11 protein-coding genes are annotated in these 11,673 nt (G+C 61.5%); 9 read left to right on the top strand and 2 right to left on the bottom strand.

Features of this window, described 5'->3' with window-relative positions; translation table 11 throughout:
* The first annotated feature begins 83 nt into the window (after positions 1-83).
* Entirely contained in the window at positions 84-1,109 is a 1,026-nt protein-coding gene (locus Q7T64_RS03625; RefSeq protein ID WP_304791312.1) for a PA2778 family cysteine peptidase, read from the top strand.
* Positions 1,110-1,307: 198 nt separating this feature from the next.
* Positions 1,308-3,464, top strand: coding sequence for a copper-translocating P-type ATPase (locus Q7T64_RS03620; RefSeq protein WP_304791309.1), 2,157 nt, complete (start codon positions 1,308-1,310; stop codon positions 3,462-3,464).
* A gap of 143 nt (positions 3,465-3,607) precedes the next feature.
* Here Q7T64_RS03620 and sodB read toward each other — a convergent pair whose 3' ends face one another.
* On the bottom strand, positions 3,608-4,186 hold the full coding sequence (gene sodB / locus Q7T64_RS03615) for a superoxide dismutase [Fe] (RefSeq protein ID WP_304791306.1): 579 nt from the start codon (positions 4,184-4,186) through the stop codon (positions 3,608-3,610).
* Positions 4,187-4,279: 93 nt separating this feature from the next.
* Positions 4,280-5,641 (bottom strand): exodeoxyribonuclease VII large subunit, encoded by a 1,362-nt coding sequence (gene xseA, locus Q7T64_RS03610; protein WP_304791303.1) that lies wholly within the window; start codon positions 5,639-5,641, stop codon positions 4,280-4,282.
* A gap of 509 nt (positions 5,642-6,150) precedes the next feature.
* Here xseA and Q7T64_RS03605 point away from each other — a divergent pair.
* From Q7T64_RS03605 to Q7T64_RS03575, 7 genes are all read left to right on the top strand, one after another.
* Positions 6,151-6,756: a MotA/TolQ/ExbB proton channel family protein gene (locus Q7T64_RS03605; RefSeq protein ID WP_304791315.1), complete on the top strand. Its 606-nt coding sequence runs from the start codon at positions 6,151-6,153 to the stop codon at positions 6,754-6,756.
* A gap of 13 nt (positions 6,757-6,769) precedes the next feature.
* Complete coding sequence (locus Q7T64_RS03600) at positions 6,770-7,201, top strand: biopolymer transporter ExbD (RefSeq protein ID WP_304791299.1); 432 nt, start codon at positions 6,770-6,772, stop codon at positions 7,199-7,201.
* A 55-nt stretch (positions 7,202-7,256) separates the two neighbouring features.
* On the top strand, positions 7,257-8,264 hold the full coding sequence (gene lpxK / locus Q7T64_RS03595; RefSeq protein ID WP_304791296.1) for a tetraacyldisaccharide 4'-kinase: 1,008 nt from the start codon (positions 7,257-7,259) through the stop codon (positions 8,262-8,264).
* A complete protein-coding gene (locus tag Q7T64_RS03590) occupies positions 8,245-8,442 on the top strand; it encodes a Trm112 family protein (protein ID WP_304791293.1) in 198 nt (65 codons plus the stop codon). The genes lpxK and Q7T64_RS03590 overlap by 20 nt, the downstream gene beginning before the upstream one ends.
* Positions 8,443-8,477: 35 nt before the next feature.
* Complete coding sequence (kdsB, locus tag Q7T64_RS03585; RefSeq protein ID WP_304791290.1) at positions 8,478-9,248, top strand: 3-deoxy-manno-octulosonate cytidylyltransferase; 771 nt, start codon at positions 8,478-8,480, stop codon at positions 9,246-9,248.
* 122 nt (positions 9,249-9,370) lie between these two features.
* A complete protein-coding gene (gene adk / locus Q7T64_RS03580) occupies positions 9,371-10,027 on the top strand; it encodes an adenylate kinase (protein ID WP_304791287.1) in 657 nt (218 codons plus the stop codon).
* A gap of 257 nt (positions 10,028-10,284) precedes the next feature.
* Positions 10,285-11,673 (top strand): sodium-translocating pyrophosphatase (locus tag Q7T64_RS03575; protein WP_304791284.1); only part of this gene is annotated, 1,389 nt, incomplete at its 3' end.

Raw genomic sequence — 11,673 nt, 5'->3', positions numbered from 1 at the left:
GCTGATCGTGACTGACCTGTTGGGATTGACCAAGATCTTCCCGTTCACGCGCGCACAGCGTTGATGCAAAAGGGCCGGGCAGCATGCTGACTATTGCGCGCCCCGGCCCTGTCTGGAAACACGTTGTTCTAGCAACGCGCTTCCAGCGTCCCGCGCGCTGGATTGCCGGCGTCACGCTGGCGCTTGTCGTCGTATTGACGACGGGATGCGCCGCCACACAGACTCGTGCACTTTTGTCTGCGCCGGCTCCCGACTTGCCGGCGACGGTTGAATTGAAGGACACACCGTTCTTCGCGCAAGAGGACTATCAATGCGGACCGGCTGCACTGGCCACCGTACTACAGTCCGCAGCCATACCCGTCACTCCCGAATCGCTGGTATCCCAAGTTTATGTGCCCGCGCGCAAAGGTAGTTTTGCGCCGGAAATGCTGGTCGCCGCACGTCGCAATGGCGCGCTGGGCGTCACGCTGGCGCCGCAGATGCGTGATTTGCTCCTGGAAGTAGCCGCCGGTAATCCGGTCCTCGTGCTGCAGAACCTGAGCCTGCCGATTTATCCGGTGTGGCATTTTGCGGTCGTCATCGGCTACGACCTTGCCCATGAAGAAATCGTGCTGCGCTCAGGCACTACGCGCAGGCTGGCGATGTCGATGTCCACCTTCGAACATACCTGGCGCCGCAGCGGTCAATGGGCGATGGTCGTGCTGCCCCCCGGGCGCATGCCAAAAACGGCCAGCGAAACGGCGATGGCCGATGCCGTCGTCGCATTTGAAAGAAATGCCGCACCAGGACCGACCCGGCTGGCGTATAGCACTGCGCTGCAGCGCTGGCCGCGCAACCTGAGCCTGCAGCTCGGCGCTGCCAACGCGGCCTACCGCGCAGGAGACCGCGAAGGCGCATTGCTCGCATTGCGCGACACAGTGCAAACCCATCCCGATAGCGTTGCCGCCCTGAACAACCTGGCGTCGGTGCTGGCGGAACTTGGCCGGCTCGATGAAGCGCGGCCAATCGCTGCCAAAGCAGTGTCGCTTGGCGGGCCCTTGCAGGCAATTGCGACGACGACCTTGCAAGAGATCGATGAAAAGCGCAGCGGGCAGGCGCACCGTCGCTGAAGTCGGCTGGCGCGGGTGGGCTGTCCTTGCGCAAGCTGTCGTGACGCATCCGGCCTTAGAGTAGGCCCTTGCATGAAGTAAGCCCATGCCCGCAGCGGCTGGTCCTGCATGGCGCAATCTAGAGACGACGGCGTACATCTGTGCGCCTTGTGGCGAGTTCTGGGCCACCATGCTCAGCCTCGCTGAGGAGTCAAGCGCATGGAACATCGAACCGACGATCATCCGGCATCACACCAGGTTCCGGAAGGCACGATCTACACCTGCCCGATGCATCCGGAAATCCGCCAGGCGCAGCCCGGGAATTGCCCGATATGCGGCATGACCCTCGAGCCGCTGATGCCGTCGCTGGACGATGAAAAAAATCCTGAACTGGACGATTTTCGCCGGCGATTCTGGTGGACGCTTCCCTTCACGGTGGCAGTCACCGTGCTGGCCATGTTCGGGCATCAATTATTTCCCTCCGGCCTGCCCGGCCAAAGCTGGATCGAGCTGGCGCTGGGCACGCCCGTGGTCCTGGTTGCGGGCTGGCCGTTCTTCGTGCGCTGCATCGATTCGCTGGCGCGGCGCAGTCCCAATATGTGGACCTTGATCGGGATCGGTACTTTTTCTGCTTACGCGTACAGTGTGGTCGCGACCTTTGCTCCTGGTTTTTTCCCCGCCAGTTTCATTGAGCATGGCCGCATCGGTGTTTATTTCGAAGCGGCGGCAGTCATCATTTCACTGACCCTGATGGGCCAGATACTGGAACTGCGGGCGCGGTCGCAGACATCGGCAGCGATCAAGTCCTTGCTGCGGCTTGCACCAAAGACCGCCCGCCGCATCCGCGGCGATGGCGGCGAGGAAGACGTGCCGCTCACGCATGTACACATTGGTGACCTGCTGCGCGTGCGGCCGGGCGAAAAGGTGCCGGTGGACGGCACCGTCACGGAGGGTGAAAGCGCGGTGGATGAGTCGATGCTGACCGGCGAGCCGGTGCCAGTCACCAAGCGCAGCGGCGCCACCGTGATCGGCGCCACCATGAACACCAGCGGCAGCCTGGTCATCCGCGCCGATAAAGTCGGCTCGCAAACCGTGCTCTCCCAGATTGTCCAGATGGTTGCATCGGCGCAGCGCTCGCGTGCGCCGATGCAGCGCCTGGCCGATGTGGTGGCGGGCTACTTCGTGATGGTGGTGGTGGCCGTGGCGATCCTGACCCTGCTGGCCTGGGGCATCCTTGGCGGCGAACGCAGTTGGGTGTTTGGCTTCGTCAATGCTGTTTCGGTGCTGATCATCGCCTGCCCGTGTGCGCTTGGGCTGGCCACGCCCATGTCCATCATGGCAGCCACCGGCCGCGGTGCGACGCAGGGGATTTTATTTCGCGATGCTGCGGCGATCGAATCGATGCGCACCATTGATACCCTGATCGTGGACAAGACCGGCACGCTGACCGAAGGCAAGCCCGCGTTCGATCGCGTCGTTGCGGCTACCGGCCATACCGAGCAGGAGGTATTGCAACTCGCCGCCAGCATCGACCAGGGTAGCGAGCATCCGCTGGCCCAGGCGATCGTGGCAAAGGCGGTCGACGAGGGGCTGGCGCTCGATAAGCCAAGCTCGTTCGAATCAGCCAGTGGCATCGGTGTGCGCGGTACGGTGCGCGGCAAGCGCATCGTGCTGGGCAATACGGCGCTGATGGAAATGGAGAACGTCGCGTGGTCGGCAATGGCGCAACAGGCAGAGCAATTGCGCGGCGAAGGAGCGAGCGTCATGTATCTGGGCGCAGATGGACAGCTGCTGGGGCTGGTTGCCGTGTCCGATCCGGTCAGGGCCAGCACGGCCGAAGCGATCCGTACGCTGCGCGACAGCGGCCTTACCATCGTGATGGCAACCGGCGATGGCCTCACTACGGCGAAATCCGTCGCTGCCAGGTTGGGTATCAGCGAAGTCTACGGCGAAGTCAAGCCGCAGGACAAACTGGACCTGGTCAAGCGACTCCAGGCGCAAGGCAGGAAGGTTGCGATGGCCGGCGACGGCATCAATGATTCCCCGGCGCTGGCCGCGGCAGATGTCGGACTGGCGATGGGTACCGGGACCGATGTGGCAATCAACAGTGCGCACATTACATTGGTAAAAGGTGATTTGCGCGCGATAGCGCGGGCGCGTTTGCTGTCGGACGAGACGGTGCGCAATATGCGGCAGAACCTGGCGTTTGCGTTCATATACAACGCCCTGGGGATACCTGTTGCCGCCGGTCTGCTGTATCCGTCCACCGGGCTTTTGCTGTCGCCGATGATTGCAGCTTTGGCGATGAGCCTGAGTTCAGTGTCGGTGATTACGAATGCATTGCGTCTGCGCGGCAGCAAGCAGGACGTCGCATGACGCGTGCTTGAAGCTGACTCGGCGACGGCGATGGTGACGGGACAGTGACGTGGCAGCCACCAGGTGGCCACCAGTATTGACGGATGCAGTCGAAGCTGCGAACCGCCTCCGGAACGGATGTTCCGGAGGCTAGATGCTGCTGGTCAGCCCAGGTTCTTGTTGGCGAATTCCCAGTTGACCAGGCTCCAGAAATTCTCGACATATTTCGGACGTGCGTTGCGGTAGTCAACATAGTACGCGTGCTCCCAAACGTCACAGGTCAGCAGCGGCTTGTCGGCGCCAGTGATCGGCGTGCCGGCGTTGGAGGTGTTGACGATGTCGAGCGAGCCGTCAGGCTTCTGCACCAGCCAGGTCCAGCCTGAGCCGAAATTGCCGACGCACGACTTGGTGAACTCTTCCTTGAACTTGTCGACCGAGCCCCACTTTGCATTGATCGCATCGGCCACTTTGCCGGTCGGCGCGCCGCCGCCGTTTGGCTTCATGCTGTTCCAGTAGAACGTGTGGTTCCAGACTTGCGCGGAATTGTTGAATACGCCACCGGACGATTTCTTGACGATCTCTTCCAGCGTGGCGTTTTCGAATTCGGTGCCCTTGATCAGGTTGTTCAGGTTGGTCGCATAGGCCTGGTGGTGCTTGCCATAGTGGAATTCAAGCGTCTCTTTCGAGATATGCGGTTGCAGTGCGTCCATTGCATACGGCAGGGCTGGCAGGGTGTGTTCCATGGTGCTTTCCTTTGTGTTGTTGGTCTGAAGAGGATTTTATGAACCGAACATTGTAAGTCGGTTGTGCTTTGCTTGCAGGATCGGCATCAACAGTCATTCCAGTTTGGGCTGGACGCTGGCGATGCTGATATCGGCACTGCCTTGCGCCAGCCGCAGCGTGATCAACTGGCGCGGCTGCAATGCCGCCGGCGTGCGCACGATATGGCCCTTGTGGTCCGTGACGATGGCATAACCGCGTTCCAGCGTACGCTGCGGGTTGAGCATTTCGAGTTGCGATGCCAGGCCGGCCAGTTGTTGACGCCGGTGACGCTGGTTCGCCTGCAGGCAGGCAGACAGGCGACGCGCCGATTCGGCAAGGCGGCTGCGCTGCGCCGGGATATCCGGCAGGCAAGCGCCTAGCCTGCCACTCAGTTGCAGCAGCGCAAAGCGCGACTTTGCCAGCGGGTTGGTCGCCGCATGATGCAGGCGCACTTCCAGCGCGCGCAACTTGACCCGTTCATGGCGCACTGCGGCGGCGGGACTCTGCAGGCGGCGCGCCAGCCAGTCCAGTGTTTGCGCTTGCTCGCGCAGTTGCCTGCGCATGGCGTTGGCCAGGCTGCGCGAGGCGGCTTCTATCGCGGCGCGCCAGTCGCTGCGCGGGGCGGCGGCAAGCTCGGCGGCCGCAGTGGGCGTGGGTGCGCGCAGGTCGGCCGTGAAGTCGGCGATGGTGAAGTCGGTTTCGTGGCCGACGCCGCACACCACGGGCATCGAACAGGCGGCGATGGCGCGCGCGACTTGCTCGTCGTTGAAGGACCACAGGTCTTCAATGCTGCCGCCGCCGCGGCACACGATCAGCACATCGCAGTCGCGCCGCGCGGAGGCGGTGGCGATGGCTTCTGCAATGCGGCTGGCTGCGCCTTCGCCTTGCACCGGCGTCGGATACAGCACGATTGCCACGTGCGGCGCACGCCGGCGTAGCGCGGTGAGCACATCGCGCAATGCCGCAGCCCGGGTGCTGGTCACAATGCCAATGGTGCGCGGGAAGGCAGGAAGCGCTCGCTTGTTGGCCGGGTCGAACAGCCCTTGCGCTGCCAGTGCCTGTTTCAGGCGCAGGAAGGCTTCATACAGGTTGCCCAGTCCGGCCCGGCGGATCGATTCGACGCTCAACTGGTAGTCGCCGCGTGGCGCATACAGGCTCACCAGTGCGCGCACTTCTACCTTGTCACCCTCGCGCGGCGTGAAATCGCTGTATTGCGCGCGGCTCTTGAACATGACGGCCCGGACCTGCGCCTGTGCATCTTTCAGCGTGAAGTACCAGTGGCCTGATGCGGCGCGGGTGAAATTGGATATTTCGCCGGAAACCCAGGAAAGCGGGAAGTTTCGCTCCAGCAATTTCGCCACAGCCTGGTTCAGCGCGGAAACCGTCAACACGGGTGATCCGGTGGTCGGCGGTGCTTGACTTTCCAAATCGTTCATGGTGTTTCCATCGATATCTGTCCACAGATGAAGGAAGTTTGATTGTTCCTGGTCTTTAACATAAAGCGCTTGCAGTGTACCGGGTTAAGTGCTTGATTTAAAAGAAGATAAGCCAACGCCTCAGTTTTGAGCTTTGTCAAAAAAGCCTTATGAATCAAAGACTTTTCGTTTTGTGGGTAAGGTTGTTCACAAAGTTATCCACAAAATCTGTGGGTTAAACCTGGCGTCAGGCGGGCATGTGTTGCTTTTTCATTAATGGCGGTTTCGCCGACCCGAACTGCCCCATTGGTGGTATGCCGCTTGTACGGTAAGTTAGCCATTACCAACATTGGGCGAAAATGTTGGAAAGTTGTGCCCAAGCGTTGCTGCGGCTTGCCCGCAGCAAGTCCAGCACGTAACATTCCCACACTCGATTGCCCCCGCGATTGGCCGCCAGATTGGCCGCCCGATTGCGCATCGTCGATGCCGCGTCCGACCCGAGCCCGTTTTCTCACGAGGAGATTTCCGTTTTGTTTGCAATTATCCAGGCTGCTGGTTGGCCGATCTGGTTCCTGTTGGTCGCTTCCGTCGTTGCCTTGACGCTGATCGTCGAGCGCTTATTGTATCTGCGGCGCGCGCGCATACTGCCGCCAACGCTGTTGCAGGAGGTGGTGCAGGTGTACCGCAACGGCCGGGTGACACCGGAAGTGGTGTCCGGGCTGGAACAGAATTCTCCCCTCGGGCGGGTGCTGGCCGCCGGTCTGCGCAACGTCAACTCGCCGCGCGAGGTGATGAAGGAGTCGATCGAGGAAGCCGGACGCGGCGCAGCCCACGAACTGGAACGGTTCCTGACCCCGATCGGCACCATCGCCAGCCTGGCGCCGCTGATGGGGCTTTTCGGGACCATCGTCGGCATGATCGAATTGTTCGGCTCGTCGGCCCCGACCGGCACTGACCACACCCAGCTTGCCCATGGCATTTCCGTGGCGCTCTACAACACGGGATTCGGATTGGCGATTGCGATGCCGGCCCTGGTTTTTTACCGCCACTTCCGTGCCCTGGTCGACAGTTTCATTGTCGACATGGAGCAGCAGGCGGTGAAGTTTGTCGATATCGTCCACGGCACTCGCCAGTGAAGGGCGGCCAAGCATGAATTTCCGCCGCCGCCCCAGCCGTGACGATCCGGAGATCAACCTGATCGCCTTCATCGACGTGTTGCTGGTGATCCTGATTTTCCTGATGGTGTCGACCACCTACAGCAAGTTCACCGCCTTGCAGATCACACTGCCGACGGCGGATGCCGAGAAAGCGATTGAGCGTCCGCATGAAATCAATGTCGTGATCGATGCACAGGGTCGCTATGCCATCAACAACGTGCAGGTCGCGTACCGCGATGTCGCCTTGCTGTCGGAGGCGCTGAAACAAGCTGCCGGTCCGGTCCGCGAGGGCCGCGAGCCGGTGGTCATCATCAACGCCGACGCGCTGGCGGCGCACCAGACGGTGATCAACGTACTGGAAGCCGCGCGCCAGGCCGGACTGGCGAAAGTGACTTTCGCGGCACAGGCCAGCACCCGCAAATGAGAACAGGCCGGCAGCCAGCGGATGTCTGCCGGCCCGGTGTCGGTGAGCCCCCGCCTTGAAGGCGCTGCCCGCTTTCTGGCTGTCGCGCGGACCGCTCGCCTGGCTGCTGCTGCCGCTTTCCTGCCTGTTTCGCCTGCTCGTTGCCTGCCGCCGGTGGCTCTATGGCGCCGGCTGGCTCAAGATAGCGGTGTTGCCGGTGCCGGTCATCGTCATCGGTAATGTGTTCGTCGGCGGAACCGGCAAGACGCCGTTGGTGATCTGGTTGGTGCGCATGCTGTGCGAAGCCGGCTGGCGTCCCGGCGTGATCTCGCGCGGTTACGGCGGCAGCAAGCAAGTGCCGCAACAGGTGGTGGCGGGCGTGGCTGCAGGGCAAGCCGGCGATGAGCCGGTACTGATTGCGTCGCGCACCGGCCGCCCTGTGGTGGTCGGCCGCGACCGGGTGGCGGCGGCCGAGCTGCTGCTGCGCCTGCATCCGGATATCGACATCATTGTTTCCGACGATGGTTTGCAGCATTACCGTTTGCCGCGGCAACTTGAGATTGCGGTATTCGACCGGCGCGGTGCCGGCAATGGCTGGCTGCTGCCGGCCGGGCCGCTGCGCGAACCGGCTACACGGCCACGCGATTTCACCGTCATCAATGGCGCGGCATCCGCTCCGGGGGTGGCGGCGGGCAGCGCATGGCGGATGGCGCTGGAACCGGATGATGCCTGGCAACTGGTTGATCCTGCACGCCGCATGCCCCTGGTGCCGCTTTGCGCCGGCCGGCCGGTGCTGGCCGCTGCCGGTATCGGCGATCCGGGACGCTTTTTTGCAATGCTGGCAGCGATCGGGCTGCAATTCGACGCGCTGCCGCTGCCGGACCATTACCCGTTCGAGCGCAATCCCTTCGAGGGAAAAGCGGCGCATATTATCCTGGTCACCGAGAAGGATGCAGTAAAATGCGCGAACAATGCTGCCCTCAGTACAGACGCGCGGCTATGGGTCGTGCCGGTCACTGCCGCACTGGACGGGCCGCTCATCGAAAGAATTCTGGAGAGACTCCGTGGATCCCCGCCTGCTTGATATCCTTGTTTGCCCGATTTGCAAACGCCCCCTCGACTACGACAAGAACGCGCAAGAGCTGATCTGCCAGCCTGACAAACTGGCGTATCCGATCCGCGACGGCATTCCGATCATGTGGCCGGACGAGGCGCGCGATTTGCAGGCATCCCGGCTGGAAATGCCGGACGCCGACAACTGAGCGCGCGCGTTCCCCGTTTGCATTCCCCATTGCCCATGTCCTTCTCGGTGATCATACCGGCGCGCCTGGCATCGACCCGCCTGCCCAATAAACCTTTGGCCGACATCGGCGGCAAGCCCATGGTGGTGCGGGTCGCCGAGCGCGCTGCGCTGTCCGGCGCGCGCCGGGTGCTGGTTGCGACCGATCATCCGGACATTGCAGCGGCTTGCCGGCAGGCTGGCATTGAGGTCCGGATCACGCGTGCCGATCATCCTTCCGGTACCGACCGCATCGCCGAGGCAGCGGCGGCGATCGGCTTGCCGGACGACGAAACCGTGGTCAACGTGCAGGGCGACGAGCCCCTGCTCGACCCGGGCCTGATTGCCGCCACTGCGGCGCTGGTGAATGCGCAGGTGCCCATGAGCACGGCCGCGCACCGGCTGGCCGATATGGCCGATGTGCGCAATCCGAATGTGGTCAAGGTGGTGCTGGACCGCCAGTCGCGCGCAATGTATTTTTCGCGGGCGGCCATTCCCTGGCATCGGGACGGCTACGCGCGGTCAATGGATGAAATGCCGCCCGGACAGGTGGTGCTGCGCCACATCGGGCTGTACGCTTTTTCCAACCGTTTCTTGCAGGCTTATCCGGAATTGCCGCCTTCGCCGCTGGAGAAAATCGAGGCGCTGGAGCAATTGCGGGTGCTGTGGCACGGTTATCCGATCGCGGTGCATGTGAGCGACCAGGCGCCGCACGGCGGCGTCGACACCATCGAGGATCTGGAGCGTGTGCGCCGCATTGTCGCGGCAGGCTTGCCTGGAAATGCTTAGAAACGGTGCATTCTGTGGTAAGTTTCGTGCAAAGTTTTATTGCAAAATGACAGGGCAGACTATCAGTCCGGCCAGCCGGACTGACTGCACCAATATAAAAATATCAGTTTAGGAATACGACGATGCGCCTCATCCTGTTAGGAGCGCCCGGGGCCGGCAAGGGGACCCAGGCTACCTTCATCAAGGAAAAATTCAATATCCCGCAGATATCTACCGGGGATATGTTGCGTGCCGCCGTGAAGGCTGGCACGCCTCTCGGCCTGGCCGCCAAGAAAGTGATGGATGCCGGTGGACTGGTGTCCGACGACATCATCATCGGACTGGTCAAGGATCGGTTGCAGCAGCCTGATTGCGCGAACGGCTATTTGTTTGATGGTTTCCCGCGGACGATTCCGCAAGCCGAGGCGATGAAGCAGGCTGGTGTGCCGATTGATCATGTGCTGGAGATCGATGTGCCAGATAGTGCGATCATCGAGCGCATGAGTGGCCGACGCGTCCATCAACCGTCGGGGCGGACTTACCATGTCAGCTTCAATCCTCCCAAGGTGGCGGGCAAGGACGATATCACCGGCGAAGACCTGATCCAGCGTGATGATGACCACGAAGATACGGTCAAGAAACGGCTGGCGGTCTATCACGAGCAAACTGAAATACTGATTGATTACTATAACGACTGGGCAAAATCGGGGAAGCCGGGTGCGCCGCAATATCGAAAAATTGCGGGTGTCGGACCGGTCGAGGCAATTCGTGACCGGGCATTTTCGGCGTTGACCGAATAGAACTGAAAAAGCGGACCATGTGTCCGCTTTTTTTATTCTTTTTTCAATGTCCGAACATTGAGTCGCCATTGGGACAGTAGTTTGAAGCAGAAGTCAGGAAATAGTAGGTGAACACCAAAGCAAAGTAGCAAGCGGCAAAAAAACTAAAACAAAAAGCTGGAGTGGAGGCGATAGCAATAGCAATAGCCAAAGCAAGGGCGGAAGCACATTCAAAGCAGAAGTAAAAAACTTTGTCGTGACAAACAGGAGGAGTCGAAATGGCAGCAGCAGGTTTGTGGTTGGCCGTAGCATGCGGCTTGATTGCCGTTATCTATGGTCTGGTATCCCGGAGCTGGATCCTGAAGCAGGATCCGGGCAATCCCCGCATGCAGGAAATTGCAGCGGCAATCCAGCAGGGGGCGGCAGCCTACCTGGCGCGGCAGTACCGCACTATTGCGATAGTCGGCGCGGTACTGTTCCTCATCATCGCGTTCGTTCCCGGCCTGGGCATGTCGACTGCGGTCGGCTTCCTGGTGGGTTCGGTTCTCTCCGGTGCTTGTGGCTTCATCGGCATGAATGTTTCGGTGCGTGCAAACGTGCGTACCGCGCAGGCTGCAAGCACAGGGATGAACGAGGCGCTCAATGTTGCCTTCCGCGGCGGCGCCATCACCGGCATGCTGGTGGTCGGGCTTGGCCTGTTGGGCGTGACGATTTTCTACTGGGTGCTGACCGCAAGCGCGCCGCATGGCGCCGGCATTACGGTCTCCCAGCATGATGTCATCAAGCCACTGATCGGGCTGGCATTCGGCGCTTCGCTGATCTCGATCTTCGCGCGGCTCGGTGGCGGTATCTTTACCAAGGGCGCGGACGTCGGCGCTGACCTGGTTGGCAAGGTCGAGGCCGGCATTCCCGAAGATGACCCGCGCAACCCTGCCGTGATTGCCGATAACGTCGGCGACAACGTCGGTGACTGCGCAGGCATGGCAGCCGACCTGTTCGAGACCTATGTCGTCACGCTGATCGCCACGATGCTGCTGGGCACGCTGATGATCACCGGCTTCGAGACGCAGGCGGCGATCTATCCGTTGATGCTGGGCGCGGTGTCCATCATCGCCTCGATCATCGGCTGTTCGATGGTGAAGGTGCAGCCGGGCAAGAAGATCATGTCGGCGCTCTATACCGGACTGTGGTGGGCTGCGGGCCTGTCGCTGGTCGGATTTGCTGCGGTCACCTGGCTGGTGTTGCCACCCGAGATGCGCATTCCGATGATGGGTTCGGCGGTGGTCGGCATCGTGCTCACCGGGCTGATGGTCTACATCACCGAGTACTACACCGGCACCGATTTCAAGCCGGTACAGCATGTCGCCGAAGCGTCCACCACCGGCCACGGCACCAACATCATCGCCGGCCTCGGTGTGTCGATGAAGTCGACCGCATGGCCTGTGCTGTCGGTTTGCGCTGCGATCCTGGTGTCCTACCAGCTTGGCGGACTGTACGGTATTGCCATTGCCGCGACCTCGATGCTGTCGATGGCTGGCATCATCGTCGCGCTCGATGCTTACGGACCGATCACGGACAACGCCGGCGGCATCGCCGAAATGGCTGAACTGCCGGATTCAGTGCGCGCCGTGACCGACCCACTGGACGCCGTTGGCAACACCACCAAG

Origin of the sequence: Lacisediminimonas sp. (assembly GCF_030645335.1) — a bacterium.
Lineage (GTDB): Bacteria > Pseudomonadota > Gammaproteobacteria > Burkholderiales > Burkholderiaceae_D > Lacisediminimonas.
Note: the sequence above shows the minus strand (reverse complement) of the source record. Positions and strands in the feature narration are given on the sequence as shown.